The 17276-nt window shown below is 45.0% G+C and carries 16 protein-coding genes; 15 read left to right on the top strand and 1 reads right to left on the bottom strand.

What is annotated here, in order from left to right; genetic code table 11:
* The 5 genes from D7Y06_RS10950 to D7Y06_RS10930 are packed head-to-tail and all read left to right on the top strand — an operon-like array spanning window position 1 to window position 7271.
* Window positions 1–879, top strand: coding sequence for an undecaprenyl-diphosphate phosphatase (locus D7Y06_RS10950; RefSeq protein ID WP_120407829.1), 879 nt, complete (start codon window positions 1–3; stop codon window positions 877–879).
* 21 nt (window positions 880–900) lie between these two features.
* A complete protein-coding gene (locus D7Y06_RS10945) occupies window positions 901–3798 on the top strand; it encodes an FtsK/SpoIIIE family DNA translocase (RefSeq protein WP_120407828.1) in 2898 nt (965 codons plus the stop codon).
* 23 nt (window positions 3799–3821) lie between these two features.
* On the top strand, window positions 3822–5492 hold the full coding sequence (locus tag D7Y06_RS10940; RefSeq protein ID WP_120407827.1) for a formate--tetrahydrofolate ligase: 1671 nt from the start codon (window positions 3822–3824) through the stop codon (window positions 5490–5492).
* Between the two features lie 18 nt (window positions 5493–5510).
* Window positions 5511–6350, top strand: coding sequence for a bifunctional methylenetetrahydrofolate dehydrogenase/methenyltetrahydrofolate cyclohydrolase FolD (gene folD, locus D7Y06_RS10935; protein WP_120407826.1), 840 nt, complete (start codon window positions 5511–5513; stop codon window positions 6348–6350).
* A 39-nt stretch (window positions 6351–6389) separates the two neighbouring features.
* Window positions 6390–7271: a chitobiase/beta-hexosaminidase C-terminal domain-containing protein gene (locus tag D7Y06_RS10930; RefSeq protein ID WP_120407825.1), complete on the top strand. Its 882-nt coding sequence runs from the start codon at window positions 6390–6392 to the stop codon at window positions 7269–7271.
* A 20-nt stretch (window positions 7272–7291) separates the two neighbouring features.
* Here the strand turns inward: D7Y06_RS10930 and D7Y06_RS10925 are convergent, their stop codons facing one another.
* Window positions 7292–7864: a xanthine phosphoribosyltransferase gene (locus tag D7Y06_RS10925; protein ID WP_120407824.1), complete on the bottom strand. Its 573-nt coding sequence runs from the start codon at window positions 7862–7864 to the stop codon at window positions 7292–7294.
* Window positions 7865–7976: 112 nt separating this feature from the next.
* On the opposite strand from D7Y06_RS10925, the gene rlmH reads away from it, so the two are divergent.
* The 10 genes from rlmH (at window position 7977) to D7Y06_RS10875 (ending at window position 17274) form a co-directional block, all read left to right on the top strand.
* Complete coding sequence (gene rlmH, locus D7Y06_RS10920) at window positions 7977–8456, top strand: 23S rRNA (pseudouridine(1915)-N(3))-methyltransferase RlmH (protein WP_120407823.1); 480 nt, start codon at window positions 7977–7979, stop codon at window positions 8454–8456.
* An 11-nt stretch (window positions 8457–8467) separates the two neighbouring features.
* Window positions 8468–9781 (top strand): pyrimidine-nucleoside phosphorylase, encoded by a 1314-nt coding sequence (locus D7Y06_RS10915; protein ID WP_199714691.1) that lies wholly within the window; start codon window positions 8468–8470, stop codon window positions 9779–9781.
* Between the two features lie 73 nt (window positions 9782–9854).
* On the top strand, window positions 9855–10127 hold the full coding sequence (locus D7Y06_RS10910) for a YabP/YqfC family sporulation protein (protein WP_120407847.1): 273 nt from the start codon (window positions 9855–9857) through the stop codon (window positions 10125–10127).
* A gap of 9 nt (window positions 10128–10136) precedes the next feature.
* Window positions 10137–11390, top strand: coding sequence for a sporulation protein YqfD (gene yqfD / locus D7Y06_RS10905; RefSeq protein WP_120407822.1), 1254 nt, complete (start codon window positions 10137–10139; stop codon window positions 11388–11390).
* The gene (locus D7Y06_RS10900; protein WP_120407821.1) at window positions 11377–12369 is read left to right on the top strand and encodes a PhoH family protein; all 993 of its coding nucleotides are present in this window, start codon (window positions 11377–11379) and stop codon (window positions 12367–12369) included. The genes yqfD and D7Y06_RS10900 overlap by 14 nt, the downstream gene beginning before the upstream one ends.
* Before the next feature lie 11 nt (window positions 12370–12380).
* Entirely contained in the window at window positions 12381–13559 is a 1179-nt protein-coding gene (locus D7Y06_RS10895; protein WP_147415639.1) for a hypothetical protein, read from the top strand.
* On the top strand, window positions 13543–14037 hold the full coding sequence (gene ybeY / locus D7Y06_RS10890) for an rRNA maturation RNase YbeY (protein ID WP_120407819.1): 495 nt from the start codon (window positions 13543–13545) through the stop codon (window positions 14035–14037). The genes D7Y06_RS10895 and ybeY overlap by 17 nt, the downstream gene beginning before the upstream one ends.
* 16 nt (window positions 14038–14053) lie before the next feature.
* Window positions 14054–15190, top strand: a complete 1137-nt coding sequence (locus D7Y06_RS10885; RefSeq protein WP_120407818.1) for a DUF3048 domain-containing protein — start codon at window positions 14054–14056, stop codon at window positions 15188–15190.
* Between the two features lie 15 nt (window positions 15191–15205).
* Window positions 15206–16873, top strand: a complete 1668-nt coding sequence (locus D7Y06_RS10880) for a putative polysaccharide biosynthesis protein (protein WP_199714690.1) — start codon at window positions 15206–15208, stop codon at window positions 16871–16873.
* Between the two features lie 32 nt (window positions 16874–16905).
* On the top strand, window positions 16906–17274 hold the full coding sequence (locus D7Y06_RS10875; RefSeq protein WP_120407816.1) for a hypothetical protein: 369 nt from the start codon (window positions 16906–16908) through the stop codon (window positions 17272–17274).
* The last annotated feature ends 2 nt before the right edge of the window (window positions 17275–17276 follow it).

Genomic DNA, 17276 nt, shown 5'->3' with positions numbered 1-17276 from the left:
ATGTCATTTTTACAAGCGATTATCATGGGAATTATCCAGGGACTGACAGAATTTTTGCCGGTAAGCAGTTCAGGGCATTTGGCACTGTTTAAAATACTCTTTGATGTGGAGGTGGACACCGGCATTTTATTTGACGTTCTTTTGCATCTTGGAACTTTAATAGCAATCTTTATTGCCTTTTACAGCGATATCTTCCAAATGTTTAAAGAAGGAGTTGACCTGGTGGTGGATTTCTTTAAAAATATTGGGATTTTTGTGAGAAATGTGATTCATCACAGCGATGAACCTTACTATAAACTGGTGGATTCCTCTTATCGTAAATTTATTATGCTGGTGATTGTATCCACCATTCCCACGGGGATTATCGGGTATGTGGGAAAAGATGTGGTAGAGGCGTCCTCAGGGATATTACTTGTGCCCGGTATCTGCCTGGTGATTACCTCCGTCCTGCTTTTTGTCTCTGACAGGGCAAAGGACGGTAAGAAAACACCGAAAAATGTCACATATTCCAATGCCTTTTTTATTGGAATATGCCAGGGTTTTGCAACGCTGCCGGGATTGTCCCGTTCAGGAACTACCATAACAGCATGTCTTTTAAGCGGTTTTAACCGTAAATTTGCAGTGAAATATTCTTTTATCATGTCTATACCTGCAGTCCTTGGCGCTGCGGTATTGGAGATAAAAGATTTGTCAGGTTTAAAAATCACCCCTGTGGAGGCAGGGAGTTATGCCGCAGGAGTATTATGTGCAGCGGTGGTGGGATATATCTGCATTAAGACCATGCTGGTGGTAGTGCGCAAAAAGAAATTCACAATTTTCGCCGCATACTGCCTGGTTGTTGGACTGATTTCCATCGGCGGGTATTTTTATGCGGTATAGAGTAAGGAGTAAGAAACAGTTATGGCAACCGTGAAAAAGAAAACACAGACCGCCGGAAGGAAGACACAGGCAAAAACAAACACAACGAGAAAAACTTCCGCCAGGAAAAGCACAGGGGGAAAAAGTTCCCCAAAGGAGCTCACATTTGAAAATGAGATTATCCTATGGATTTTACTGGCAGTCTCCATACTTTTATTTATCAGCAATTTTGGCATTGGTGGAAAAATAGGAGGTGCTGCCAGTTCCCTGATTTTTGGTATATTTGGATTTTTGGCATACATATTTCCGGTGGTATTATTTATAGGCATTTGTTTTCTTATTTCAAACAGAAACAATCATTTTGCAGTATTTAAATTTATAGCCTGTATTCTGCTGTTTTGCGCCCTTTGCATGTTTGCACAGCTTTTAATCGAAGACAATGGAACAAAAGCTTCTGATATTGTTAAAAATGCTTATACATACGGTTCCAATTTTAAAAAGGGAGGAGGTGCCTTAGGCGGCATCTTTGTGTGGCTGTGCAAACCAAACTTTGGGACATTCGGCTCCTTTGTCATAAGTGTTATTGTTATGATTATTGCCCTTGTACTGATTACGGAGCGCTCCATATTTTCAGGTATGAGAAGAGGCGGCATAAGAATGTATGAATCTGCCAGGGAGGACGCCATCCGTTACCACGACAATCAGGAGAGACGGAGACTGGAGCGGGAGGCAAGGCAGGAAGCGCTTGCGAGAGAGCGGGAGGAAAAACAGCTTCTTTTGGCCAAACACCAGGAAAATGCCCCACGGAAAGAAAAAGAGACAAGACGCGTGGAAAAAAGAGTTGCCGGAGTGGCACTTGACACCACCATCACCAAGCCAAAACCCAAGGGAAGAGACGAACTCAATGAAATTACCCTCGACAATATCCAGGAGATAACAGAATTACAGGAAGATGCCGTTTTTCCTGATCCGGCTTTTGGGGAGCCTGATTTTTTAGAGCCCAACTTTAAAGAACCGGACTTTGAAGATACCATTTTTACAAAACCGGAATCTGTATCCCTAGACCCAGTAAGTAAAAGTATTTTTTCACAGGAAACCCCAAAATCCTTTCCAGAAAATATCTTCCCTGAGGAGCACAGCGCAGATTCCCAGATGGAGAATATTTTCGGTGATATGGCAGAAAGCCCTGAGTTTCCCCAGTACGAGGATGCGGCTATGTTAGAAGCGCTTTTAGCTGACGTTGGGACGATGACATCTGCTGTGGACGATGACATTTCTCAAAATGTGCAGGAAATGATAGAAGTGTCCGGGCCAAAGGGCGGGGCAGTGCCTGCACCGGAAGTATCAAAGACCTCAAGGACAGAAAAACAAGAGGCAAAAAAAGCCGAAAAAAATACCCAGGAGGAAAACGACGCTATTGCCCAGCAGATGGACGCCGCCGTGGAGCAGGTACAGCCAAAAGAATATGTCTTTCCCCCTATTGATTTGTTAAAACCCGGAGATAAGCGGGCCATGGGAGATTCCAAAAGCCATTTGATGGATACAGCCAATAAACTCCAGCAGACCCTTAAGAATTTCGGAGTCAACGTCACCATTACAAATGTGAGCAGCGGTCCTTCTGTCACCAGATATGAAATTCAGCCGGAGATGGGGGTAAAGGTAAGCAAAATTGTGAATCTTACAGATGATATCAAGTTAAACTTAGCTGCGGCGGATATCCGTATGGAGGCGCCCATTCCGGGAAAAGCGGCAATCGGCATTGAAATCCCCAACAAGGAGACGGTTCCCGTTATGTTCCGTGACCTGGTAGAATCGAAAGACTTCCAGAAAAACACCTCGAACATTGCCTTTGCGGCGGGAAAAGACATTGCAGGAAAAGTGATTGTGGCAGATGTCGCCAAAATGCCCCATGTGCTGATTGCGGGGGCAACAGGATCCGGTAAGTCCGTGTGCATCAATACCATTATAATGAGTATTCTCTACAAGGCCCACCCAGATGATGTGAAGCTGATTATGGTGGACCCGAAAGTGGTGGAGCTAAGCGTGTACAACGGGATTCCCCACCTTATGATTCCTGTTGTCACAGATCCCAAAAAAGCTGCCGGGGCCTTAAACTGGGCGGTGGCGGAAATGACGGACAGATACAATAAATTTGCGGAATACGGCGTCCGGGAAATAAAAGGCTACAATGCTAAGGTGGAGGCCATCAAAGATATCCCCGATGAGGAGAAACCCAAAAAGATGCCTCAGATTGTGATTATCGTTGACGAGCTGGCAGATCTTATGATGGTGGCCAGCAATGAGGTGGAGACGGCTATCTGCCGTCTGGCACAGCTTGCAAGGGCGGCGGGCATCCATTTGATTATCGCTACCCAAAGGCCCTCCGTCAACGTCATCACCGGGCTGATTAAGGCAAACATGCCAAGCCGTGTGGCTTTTGCCGTCACCTCAGGGGTGGATTCCAGAACCATTCTTGATATGAACGGAGCAGAAAAACTTCTGGGAAAAGGAGATATGCTGTTTTTCCCCCAGAATTACCAGAAACCATTAAGGGTACAGGGGGCTTTTGTCAGCGATGACGAAGTCAGCGCCGTGGTTGGATTTATCAAAGATGAAAACGGGGCGGCAAATTACAGTTCCCATATCCAGGAAAGCGTAGAACAGTCCCAAAATCTATCCATGTCAATCTCCGATGGTGGAGGAAACAGCGGGGATGACAGGGACGTCCTGTTTAAAGAGGTGGGAAAATTTTTGATAGAGAGCGAAAAGGGATCTATCGGCTCTATCCAAAGGAGATTTAAAGTAGGGTTTAACCGGGCGGCCCGGATTATGGACCAGTTGGAGGAGGCTGGCCTTGTAGGGCCTGAGGAGGGGACAAAACCCAGAAAAGTACTGATGTCCCCGGAGGAGTTTGAGCAGTATATAGAAGAGTATGTATAGCAATTACAGGAGGAAACAGCCAAATGAAATCAGATATTGAAATCGCACAGGAAGCAAACATGATTCCCATAGAGGAGGTAGCGGCACAGCTTGATATTTCGCCGGAGGATTTGGAGTTTTACGGAAAATATAAGGCAAAGCTTTCCGATGAACTTTTGGATAGGACAAAAGACAATCCCCAGGGAAAACTTGTCCTTGTGACAGCCATTAACCCCACGCCTGCCGGGGAGGGAAAAACCACCACCAGCGTAGGGCTGGGGGAAGCCTTTGGGTGTCTGGGGAAAAAAGCGGTTCTGGCTTTAAGGGAGCCTTCCCTAGGTCCCTGTTTTGGAATAAAGGGAGGGGCCGCCGGAGGGGGATATGCCCAGGTAGTGCCTATGGAGGACTTAAACCTGCACTTTACCGGGGATTTCCACGCCATTACTTCCGCCAATAACCTGCTTGCAGCCCTGTTGGATAATCATATCCAGCAGGGGAATGCCTTAAATATTGACCCCAGACAGATTGTGTGGAAACGCTGCATGGACATGAATGACCGTGTCCTTCGGAATACCGTTGTGGGCCTGGGTAGCAAAATGGACGGAATGGTGAGGGAAGACCATTTTGTAATTACCGTTGCCTCTGAAATTATGGCGATTCTCTGCCTGGCGGAGGATATGAAAGATTTGAAAAAACGGTTAGACAGCATTATCGCAGCCTATACATTTGATGGGAAACCTGTTACCGCAAAGGATTTGCAGGCTACGGGGGCTATGGCCGCACTGCTAAAAGACGCCTTAAAGCCAAATCTGATTCAGACCTTAGAGCATACCCCTGCCATTATACACGGCGGGCCTTTCGCCAATATCGCCCACGGGTGCAACAGTGTAAGGGCAACGAAGGCCGCTTTAAAACTGGCGGATATTGTGGTGACAGAGGCAGGGTTTGGGGCAGACCTTGGGGCGGAAAAGTTTTTTGACATCAAATGCCGGATGGCCGGGTTAAAACCGGACTGCGTGGTGCTGGTGGCAACTGTCCGTGCCTTAAAGTACAACGGCGGTGTAAAGAAAGAGGATCTTGCGAAAGAAAATATGGAAGCCCTTCATAAGGGAATCGTAAATCTGGAAAAACATATTGAGAATCTGCAAAAATACCAGGTGCCCATTGTGGTTACTTTAAACTCTTTTGTCACTGACACCAAGGCGGAGACGGATTTTGTGGAAAACTTCTGCCGGAAGAGAGGCTGTGACTTCGCCTTATCGGAAGTGTGGGAAAAGGGCGGCCAGGGGGGAATTGCCCTGGCAGAGAAAGTTCTTGATACCCTTTCCCAAAAAGAGAGCCGTTTTCAGGTATTGTACCCGGAGGATGGGGATCTTACCGAAAAGATAGAGACTATTGCAAAAGAAATTTATGGGGCAGGACAGGTGACATATTCTCCCGCTGCAGAAAAAGAATTAAAGCGCATTACAGAGCTTGGCATGGGCACATTTCCTGTGTGTATGGCAAAAACCCAGTATTCCCTTTCAGACGACCAGACAAAGCTGGGACGACCCCAGGACTTTACGATAAATGTCAGAGAGGTTTATGTGTCTGCCGGGGCAGGATTTGTGGTGGCTGTTTTAGGGGCAATTATGACTATGCCCGGCCTTCCCAAAGTACCTGCGGCAAACGGCATTGATGTGGACGACAATGGAAGAATCACCGGATTGTTTTAGGATAAATTAGGAGGGCTTATGGCAGAGATTATAGACGGAAAAAGAATTTCCAGTGAAATCAAAGAGGAATTAAAAGAAGAGGTGGCAAAATTAAAGGCCCAGGGAATCGAAGGCTGCCTGGCAGTGATTCAGGTGGGGAATGATGCGGCTTCCTCTGTGTATGTCCGGAACAAGAAAAAGGCCTGTGAATACATTGGCATCCATTCAAAATCCTTTGAACTTCCGGAAAATACCACCCAGGAAGAATTATTAAAACTTATCGGGGAATTAAACGCTGATTCTTCCGTAAACGGGATTTTGGTGCAGCTGCCCCTTCCAGGGCACATTGAGGAAAAAACCATCATCAATGCCATTTCCCCGAAAAAGGACGTGGATGGTTTTCACCCGGAAAGCGTAGGGAGCCTTACCATCGGGCAGAAAGGATTTGTATCCTGCACCCCCGCCGGAATTATTGAACTCTTAAAGCGTTCGGATGTTTTCATAGACGGGAAAAATTGTGTTGTGGTGGGCAGGAGCAATATCGTTGGCAAACCCATGGCTCTTTTAATGCTCCGGGAAAACGCCACGGTGACCATAACCCACTCCCACACAAAAAACCTAAAAGAAATCTGTAAGAGTGCAGATATTTTAATTGTAGCAGTTGGGAAAAAAGAATTTATCACAGGAGAATACATTAAGGAGGGAGCCGTTGTCATCGATGTGGGAATTCACAGAGATGAAAACAATAAGCTTTCCGGCGATGTGAAATATGAGGAAGCGGCAGAAAAAGCTTCCAAGATAACCCCTGTCCCGGGAGGGGTAGGCCCTATGACCATTGCAATGCTGATGCACAACTGTGTCTTGGCAATGAAATCCTGATTCACCGTAAACAGACACTCAACAAGTTGGGAATAAAAGATGATATGTTCAAAATGCGGCGCCCTTATTCCGGCGGGAAAAATATATTGCAGCGTCTGCGGTACAGCAGTACAGCTCATACCGGATTACAATTTCATAGAAGATGATATGTTAAGCGATATTGTGTCCAGGGGAGTGAAGGGTGCCACAGAGGGAGAAAATAAATTTTCATCGGAAAAAGGCAAGGGCGGCAAAAAAACAAACCACAAATATGTATTTATCTGGGGCGCAGTACTTGTTTTGGTAATTGCCACAGCATTCGCATTGTTCTGTGTCCATGGCAAGATAAAAAAGGCCCAGGACAGGAGTTATGACTACCAGTACAGCCTGGGGAAAGAGTACCAGGAAATAGAAGATTTTAATAATGCGGTACTTTACTATAACCGGGCCTGGGAATTATCTCCTGAGGATACAAATGCCCCCTATGAGATTGCGGATATCTATGTGAAAGAAGGAAGAGAAGATGAGGCTGTATCAGTGATACAGCGTGTCATTGAAATTCACGGATATGATGAGACAAACTGTAAAAAATTAATTGCTATCTATGACAGCCAGAAAAATTATGATAAAATACGGGAACTCTGTGAGGAGGTGCGGGGAAGCAGCCTTTTAGATCTTTTTGAGGATTACCTTGTGGACCAGCCTTCCTTCAGCCGGATTTCCGGTACCTATACAGACAAACAACAAATTGAGATTACATCCTCAAAGGGATACGATATCTATTATACCACAGACGGAAGCGACCCAACCGTATCCGGTCAGCTTTACCGGGGAGAATTAAACTTAAAAAACGGCACATCTTTGGTGTCGGCAGTGACGAAAAGCCCCAAGGGGATATACAGCGAAGTAGTAAAGGCATTGTATACCATCCGAAAAGAATAATGCGCCCTTTGGCGCATTTTTCATTCTGCAAACGTAATTTTCCCGTCTTTTAAACTCTCAATTTTTGCCAGGGCATACACGGAAAATCCCTGTTCTTCCAGTTTGATTCTCCCCGGCTGAAAAGCTTTTTCAATGACAACACCGATTCCCCCCACAGTGGCATGGGCTTTTCTCAAAAGACGGATCGCCCCGGTTGTGGATTCCCCGTCAGCCAAAAAGTCGTCAATGATCAGCACATGATCATTTTCATTGATATATTTTCCTGCGAGAGTCAGTTCATAGCTGATGCCCTTGGTGTAGGATGTGACAACTGTCTGAAAAAGGTCTTTATTCAGCACCTTAGAAGGCTCTTTCTTTAAAATCACCATGGGGACATTGAGAAACCGGGCCGTCATCAGGGCAGGGGCAATACCGGAACTCTCAATAGTCACAACCTTTGTAATCCCCTTATCCTGAAAGGCTTTGGCAAATTCTTCCCCCACCTTTTCCATTAATTCCGGGTCAACCTGATGATTTAAAAAACTGTCCACCTTTAAAATACTTTCACTTTCCGCAACTCCCTCTGCAAGGATGCGCTCTTTTAACAAATCCATATGTATTTTCCTCCTAAAAACTGATACAAACAGTATAACACATAATTTGACGGGTGGATACAGGAACTGTTATAATCATAGAAGAACAACAGAATTTTTTGAGGGCAAAACATTGAAAATATCCATATTATGCGTGGGAAAAATAAAAGAAGATTTTTATAAAAAGGCGGTTTTAGAGTATATGAAACGTTTAAGCCGCTACTGTAAACCGGAAATTATAGAAGTGCCGGACGAGAAGACCCCGGAGAGGGCAAGTGAAACCCTTATGGAGCAGATAAAAGAAAAAGAGGGGGAGCGGCTTTTGCGGAAGCTTACAGAAGATTCCTATGTCATCGCCCTTGCCATAAAGGGGAAAATGCCGGATTCCCTGGAATTGGCGGATCAAATAGATAAGCTGGGCCTAGAGGGAAAAAGCCATATCGTCTTTGTAATCGGAGGATCCCTTGGACTTTCCGAAAATGTTTTAAAAAGGGCTGACGAACTTTTAAGCTTTTCTAACATGACATTTCCCCACCAGCTCATGCGGGTGATTTTGCTGGAACAGATTTACCGCTCTTACAGGATTATCCATAGGGAGCCGTATCATAAATAGGAGGAAAAGCTATGCGGATGTATGATTTGATTCAGAAGAAAAAAGAGGGAAAAATTCTGTCTACGGAAGAAATAAATTATATGATAAGGGATTACACCAAGGGCATAATTCCAGATTACCAGATGTCCGCCATGCTTATGGCCATTTGTTTCCAGGGAATGGACGACAGGGAGACATATGATTTGACCATGGCAATGAGGGACAGCGGGGAAATTATGGATTTATCCGGGATTTATGGGTTAAAAGCCGATAAGCACAGCACCGGGGGGGTGGGGGATAAGACCACCCTGGTACTTGCCCCTATTCTTGGAGCACTGGGGCTTAAGGTGGCCAAAATGTCCGGCAGGGGGCTGGGATTTACCGGGGGAACCATTGATAAACTGGAGTGTTTTCCCGGATTTTCCACAGCAATTTCCATGGAACATTTTATAAAAAACGTAAATGACATCGGCCTTGCCCTGGCAGGCCAGACGGCAAATCTTGCCCCCGGGGACAAGAAATTGTACGCCCTTAGGGATGTGACAGCCACCGTAGACCAAATGTCTCTCATTGCCGCAAGCATTATGAGCAAAAAACTGGCTGCCGGGAGTGACATTATCGTGCTGGATGTAAAAACGGGCTCCGGGGCTTTTATGAAAACCCTTGAGGATTCTAAAAAACTGGGAGAGATTATGGTGGATATCGGAACCAGGGCAGGAAAACGGGTAAGCGCCATTGTTACGGATATGGACCAGCCCCTGGGAAATGCAGTGGGAAATTCCCTGGAAGTCATGGAAGCCATAGAAGCCTTATCCGGCAGAGGGCCAAAGGATTTGATGGAAGTAGTGTATGCCCTGGGAGCAGAAATGCTTCTTTTGGCGGGGATGGCGGAAAACCAGGAAAATGCAGAAAAAATGATGATGGACTGTGTGGAAAGTGGAAAGTCAAAAGAAAAGTTTGGGGAATTTATCTCTTCCCAGGGAGGGGACAGTTCTTATGTATGGGATACGGAGAAATTTCCCAAAGCGGCATATGAAAAGGGGGTATGTGCCCCGGAAAAGGGATTTGTCACAGCCATAGAGGCGGAGCGTATCGGGAATGCCTGCATGGCCCTAGGGGGAGGCCGGGAGACAAAAGAGGGAAGCATCGATTTGTCCGTGGGGATTATGCTGAAAAAGAAAAAAGGAACGATTGTGGAAAAAGGGGAAGTTTTGGCAGTCATTTACGGCAATGACAAAGAGAAAATCCAAAGGGCAGGGGAGCAGGTTTCCTCCGCTTATACAATAGGCAAAACAAGGCCAGTGGAAAAACCCATGATTAAGTTAAAAATTTCTCCCAGAATTTAAACTATTTTATACATGAAATAGGCATAGGCCGCATAAATGAACAGGTTTTTACATATAGTGAAACATGGGAAAAATGAATTTAGGAAAATGGAAAGAAGGATTAGTGGAAACTCTGGAACTGCCCAAAGACCTTATGTACGGCGCAGTTTTAGTGTCCATTACCGGCAGGCAGGAAATGCTTGTGGAAAATTACCGGGGAATATTGGAATATAACCAGACCTGTATCCATCTGCAGGCCAAAAACTGCCGTCTTTTGATACAGGGGAAGAATCTGCATATTAGTTACTACACCAATGAAGAGATGAAAATAACGGGAATCATTGATTCTGTCATGTATGAAAATTAGGAGGAGGCCATGTTCCTTTCCATTGTAAAATATTTTCAGGGCTTTTTACTGGTGCGGTTAAGGGGATATTCACCGGAGCGTTTTTTAAATTTATGCAGCAACCACAATATTCTGATTTGGAATCTTAACAGCCGGGGGGAATACTATGAATTTTATATCAGTATCAAGGGTTTCCGAAGATTAAAACCCCTGCTAAAAAAGACAAAAACCCATCTGACCATTTTAAAACGGGTGGGTTTTCCCTTTTTTTTATACAGATACCGGAAACGGAAAATATTTTTTCTTGGAATTGCCGGGTGCATCGCATTCCTTTTATATCTGACAACCTTTATCTGGCTGATAGACATTAATGGCAATTCTTCCATTACCGATGAGACAATCCTATCTTTCCTGGAGGAAAAACATTCTGCCTTCGGGACAAAAAAGAGTAAAATTGACTGTGAAAAACTGGAGGAAGATTTAAGGAGCCGGTATGCCGATGTCATTTGGGCCTCTGTGCGGTTAAACGGCACAAAAATGACCATTGATATCCAGGAAAACCTTTTAGGGAGCAAAAACCACATAGAGTCCAAGGAGGCCATGGATGGGGCCTATGATATTGTGGCGGAGAAGGATGCGGTGATAAGTTCCATTATCACAAGAAAAGGGACTCCCGGTGTAAAGGCGGGGGATACAGTAAAAGCGGGGGATATGCTGGTATCCTCAAGGCTTGATATCTACAACGACAGCCAGGAAATCATAAATTATGTATATACCTGCTCCGATGCGGATATTTACGGACATACTACATATACTTATGAAGATAGTTTCCCCCTGGAGTTTACCCAAAAAGTAAAAACAGGGGAAACGTCTTTTGGCTATGAATTATATCTGGGCTCCTACAAAATAACAATTCCGCCTTTCACCAAGCCAAAAGAACCTTATATGATTTACAAGGAAAACCACCAGCTTGCAATAGCAAAGGATTACTATATCCCGGCAACCATTAAAAAAATCACCTATTCCGCCTGTGTTTACCAGAATATAACCCTGACAAAAACCCAAGCAAAACAAAAGGCAAATGAAAATATTTTACAGTTTTTAAAAAAATTGGAAGAAAAGGGTATTCAAATACTAGATAAAAATGTTATGATAGAATTTAAGGAGAATCGGTGCTATGTAAAGGGCAGTATTAACGCCCTGGAAAAAATCGGCAGATATGAACCTGCCGAAATAGAAAAAATTCATACCGGTGAGGAAACCAAGGAATATGAGTCTGACTGAATTAAACTTAAACATACCGCCGGAACACATTGCCAATGTGTTTGGGCAGTTTGACGCCTATATTAAAAAAATTGAAAAGACATTTCATGTCACAGTGGTAAACCGAAATGAGTCCATCAAGATTCTGGGAAGTTCCAATCAGACAAGAGATGCCGCCAATGTGTTTGAGCAGCTCTTAGAACTCTCCAAACGTGGGAATACCATTACGGAACAAAATGTAAATTATGCCATATCCCTGGCTTTGGAAAAGAACACTTCCTCCATTGTGGAAATTGATAAGGAATGCATCTGCCACACGGTCCAGGGAAAACCTGTAAAGCCAAAGACTCTGGGGCAGAAAAGCTATGTGGATAATATCCGGGGGAAAATGATTGTATTTGGCACCGGGCCTGCAGGCACGGGAAAGACTTATCTTGCCATTGCCATGGCGGTGACGGCATTTAAAAACGAGGAAGTAGGAAGGATTATCCTCACAAGGCCCGCCATAGAGGCCGGGGAAAAATTAGGGTTTCTCCCCGGGGATTTGCAGAGTAAAATTGATCCTTACTTAAGACCTCTGTATGACGCTTTATATCAGATTATGGGGGCGGAGAGTTTTCAGAGGAATATGGAAAAAGGGCTGATAGAAGTGGCCCCCCTTGCCTACATGAGGGGTCGCACCTTAGACAATGCCTTTATTATCTTAGACGAGGCCCAAAATACCATCCCGGCCCAGATGAAAATGTTCCTCACCCGAATCGGCTTTGGATCCAAAGTGGTGATAACCGGGGACGCCACCCAAAAAGACCTGGCCCCCGGCACAAAATCCGGCCTGGACGTGGCCTTGCGGGTGCTTAGAAAAGTGGAGGATATTGGAATATGTGAACTTACCAGCAGTGATGTGGTAAGGCATCCCCTGGTGCAGAAAATCGTAAAAGCCTATGAGGATTACGAGGGCCAGTTAGAGAAAAAGAAAAAGAGACAGGCAGTTAGGAGGTAAAAGAACAAAAGATGCCATGGAAGAGACGACTACATGTGAATGCTATGATTTTTCTGACGATTGTTTTATCCCTTGCATTTGGTTACTTTAACGGGGTTATGCTGGATGGCTATGCGGTATATCTGGCAATAGATGCCATGTTTTTGGCGGTTTTCATTTATATTTTAGAAAATAACAGGCTTTCGGGAAACCTTTTAAATAACACATCTACCGACTACAAAGGAATATCCGGGTGCTATGCATTTTCCTGTCTGATTATTGCAATCGGTTATTTTACCCCCGCCTACACCATGTCTGCGGTGGCCCTGGTGCTTTTTATGAGTGTGATTGCAAACCCGGAAATTGCCGTTGCCACAGGAATATTCTTAAGCGTCCTTTTGTGTGTGGCCACAGGGGGCGTGTTTTACGAACTAGCAGCTTACTGCATCCTGGTTTTGGTAGGTGCCCAGATTGCAAAGACGATGCACGATAAGAACTACCGGATTTGGGGGTGCATGATTCTTTTGTCAGTGGCCCTGGCGGTTCCCATGTTATTTTATTATCTGGCAAACGGGACAAGCAGCATGGATGTGCTGCAGTGGAACCTGGTGATTAATCTTTTGGTGATTATGATATATATGATTATGTCCAGCAGCATGTACGACAAAGTGGACCGTGCAGCAACGGACTCCATAGAGGCAATTATCAAAGAGGATTATCCCCTGATTCAGGAAGTGAAAAATTATTCCATGGCTGAATATGTACATGCCATGAAAGTATCCACCCTTGCCAGAAAATGCGCAAAGGAAATCGGCGCAGACAAAAAAATTGTGGCCGCGGCAGGTTTTTATTACAGGATTGGGGTATTAGAGGGGGAACCCTTTATTGAAAACGGTGTGAAACTGGCCCAGGAAAAATGTTTTCCGGAAGTGATCATTACAATCCTGTCGGAATATAACGGGGAACAGAAACTTCCCTCCTCCCGTGAGTCCGCCATTGTACATATGGTGGATGCCTGCCTGAAAAAAATAGAAATGTTAAATGAACATAATCTCTCCACTTCCTGGAACCAGGATATGGTGATATACCAGACATTAAATGAATTGTCTGCCACAGGCATGTACGACGAATCCGGTCTTAGTATGAATCAGTTCTTAAAAGTGAGGGAACTTTTAGTGCGGGAGGGAATGAGCTATGACAATAAATATTGAGGAGGAAGTATCTGTGGATTTTCCCTTTGACCACAGGGAGCTGGCAGGGAAAGTCATTTCTTTTGCCCTGGATTATGAAAAATTTCCCTTTGAGGCGGAAATTGACCTTACCATCGTGGACAATGAGGGAATCCGCATCATTAACCGGGAACAGAGAAATATGGATTCCCCCACAGACGTGCTTTCCTTTCCCATGATTGAATACGAACAGGCTGGAGATTTCTCCAAAGTGGACGAGTCTTTCCAAAATTTTAACCCGGATACCGGGGAAGCACTTCTTGGGGACATTGTAATCTCCGCAGATAAAGTATTCAGCCAGTCGGAGAGCTACGGACATTCCCCAAAACGGGAATTTGCATTTTTACTTGTACATAGTGTGCTGCACTTATTAGGTTATGACCATATGACAAGAGATGAGGCAGCCCTTATGGAAAATAAACAAAAAGATATCTTAAATGAGATGAACATTTTAAGATAACAGGAGGTTAAAGGAAATGAGACATAGGAAAAAAACGATTCTTTTTGCATCTCTCTGCTGTCTGGCCTTTGCAGGCTGCGGAAAAGGGAATGAGGAGGCACCGGAAAGCACTGAAGAACTGCTGGTGATGGAGACGGAATCCGAATCCTTAGAAGGGGAAATTGTGATGGATACGGAGACAGAGACAGCGGAGGATCTGGGAAACCGGGGACTTTTAACAGGGGAACCTGTGGATGAAGTGGTTGCACACCTGCGCCCTGCATCCTGTATGGTGGGAAACACCACAGATGCCATGCCCCAGTATGGGATTTCCAATGCGGATGTGATTTACGAGGCTCCCGCAGAGGGAGGGCTTACCAGGATTATGCCTATTTTCCAGGATTACAGGGAATTGCCCACCATTATGTCCCAGAGAAGCTGCCGTCATTATTTTGCCTATTTTTCCAATGAATTTGACGCTATTTACGTGCATTACGGACAGGCAATTTATGCAACGGAAATGTTAAAAAGCATGGATGACTTAAACGGACTTGACGGAGATTTGGCGGATGTTACCTTCTTTCGGGACAACTCCAGGAAATCTCCCCACAACGCCTATATTAACGGGGACAGCATTATTGCAGGTATTGAAAAGAGAGAATACCGCACCACACTGCCGGATGATTTTAAACATTACACCTTTGCCAAAGACGGGGAGGAAGTCACCTTAGAGAACGGGGAGGATGCAGCGGTGGTGGAGCCGGGATTTCCGGTAAACAAACCCTGGTTTGAGTATGACGAATCCACAGGGCTTTACAAGCGTTTCCAGTATAAAGGCGCCCATATTGACGGGGGCAACGGAGAACAGCTTGCCTTTAAAAATATTATTTTCCGGGTATGTGACTACAAGATGGAGCCGGACAACAAATATCTGGATGTAAAGACAGCCACCTATGACCAGGTGGGAACCGGAAAGTATATTACCAACGGAAAAGCCATTGACATTACCTGGACAAAGTCTGTGGAAAACGGAAAGCCCCACTATTTTGACGCAGACGGCAATGAACTTGTCATCAACCAGGGCAAGACATTTGTATGCGCCGTTTTAAATGATTCCGCAGACAAAATGGGAATCTATGCAAGTAAAAGTGACTTTGAGGCAGCACGTAAATAAACTTTGAGGTAAATTATGAGTCAGAGAAAGAAGAGTAATACAAGTTTTCTTCTCCAGGGTTCTATTCTGGCGGCGGCATCCCTGTTAAGCCGGATTATCGGCATGTTTTACCGGCTGCCGGTGACAAATATTATCGGGGATGTGGGAAACGACTATTACAGCTGTGCATTTGAAATTTATAATATATTTCTCCTGATTTCGTCTTTTAGCCTTCCTCTGGCGGTGTCCAAACTGGTGTCAGCCCGGATTTCCAGAGGAGAAAAAACAAACGCTTTCCGCATTGTAAAGGGGGCGTTTGTATTTGCCGCACTGTCAGGCTCGGCGGCAGCGCTGATTGTATATTTTGGTGCGGAATATATTACGGATTTGCTGAAAACCCCCATGGCCGTCTATGCCCTTAAGGTTTTGTCCCCAACCCTTGTGATTGTGGCCATCCTTGGGGTTTTGCGAGGATATTTCCAGGGCCTTGGCAGCATGGTGCCAAGCGCTATCTCCCAGGTAATTGAACAGATTATCAACGCCCTTGTAAGCATGGGGGCCGCCTATTACCTTTTCGGCTACGGAAAAAAAGTGGGGGATGCCCTGGGAAGCCCGGACAAATTTGCCGCCGCCTACGGTGCCGCCGGAAGTACCCTTGGAACATGTGCAGGGGCTCTGGCAGGTTTTATCTTTCTCCTGTTTGTATTCTTTGCCTACCGGACAGCCCTTGGCCGAAGGAAGGGAAGGGAACGCCGGGTGGAGACCGAGTCCTACGGGGAAGTGGCAAAAATTATACTTCTCACTATTCTTCCTGTGCTTTTAAGCACCACCATCTACAATATCAGCGGAATTTTAGACCAGGGAATTTTTAAAAACCTGGTGTTGTTAAAGGGTTACAGCAAGGATGAAGAGGAAGTGCTATGGGGAATTTTTTCCGGAAAGTATAAGCTTTTGATAAACGTGCCCATATCCATAGCCTCCGCCCTGGCGGCTTCCTGCGTGCCAAACCTGGCGGCTTCCTATGCCAACAGGCGAATGGATGTGGTGCGCAGCCAGATTCAGGCGGCTATGCGGTTTAATATGATTATTGTCTTTCCCTGTACCGTGGGTATGGGCGTTTTAGCTTCCCCCATTATGCAGCTTTTATTAAAGGATTCTTCCAGGCAGACAGAGCTTATGCTTCAGATGGGGGCGGTTGCCATACTGTTTTTCTCTATCTCCACTTTATCCAACGGAATTTTGCAGGGAATCAACCGGATGCGCCAGCCTGTGACAAACGCAGCCATCGCCCTTATGGGGCACTTACTTGTATTGGTGCTTTTCCTCTGGGTTTTTGATCTGAACATTTATGCGGTGATACATGCCAACACCTTATTTGCCCTTTTCATGTGTATCTTAAATGGGATAAGCATAAAAAAATACAGCGGATATGTGATGGACGTAGTACATGTGTTTGTTCTGCCGGGAATTTCTTCCCTGATTATGGGAGTATGTGTATACTTTTCTTACAAAGGATTATTTAATGCTACGGAATCCAATACAATTTCCACTATGCTCTCTATTTTTGCAGGGGTGTGCGTTTATGGAATCTGCATGTTAAAGGGCGGCCTGACAGAAGAGGAAATATTAAAATTCCCCAAAGGGGCTGTTATTGTGAGATTGGCAAAAAAACTCCATTTAATGAAAAAAGATGATTATATTTAAAAAAAATGCGAATACTATGACTGGTGATTAATATGAAAAAAGTCAATCGTATTCGCATTCTCTGCGTTTTAGCAGTTGTGTCCTTAATTCTTGTCCTGGGATACTTTGGAAACAGGGCAGAGGAGGAAATACCCATGGACACAGAGCAGGCCCTTCCCACGGAAATACCCATGGACACGGAGCCTTCTTTAACAGTAAACCACAATATCAATTATAAATACGTGATTATAGAAGAGGGAGATTACCTTACGGTGTACTATGCCGACCGGAGAACCGTGTATGAATATACGGATATCCGGTATTCTGACCTGGAAGATACCCTGCGGCAAAAAATCCGTAAAGGCTACTGGATAGAAAATGAAGAGCAGCTTTACGGATTTCTGGAAAATTATGACACGTAACA

This window comes from Roseburia sp. 1XD42-69 (assembly GCF_003612565.1).
In the GTDB taxonomy this organism is placed as follows: Bacteria; Bacillota; Clostridia; order Lachnospirales; family Lachnospiraceae; genus Roseburia_B.
Note: the sequence above shows the minus strand (reverse complement) of the source record. Positions and strands in the feature narration are given on the sequence as shown.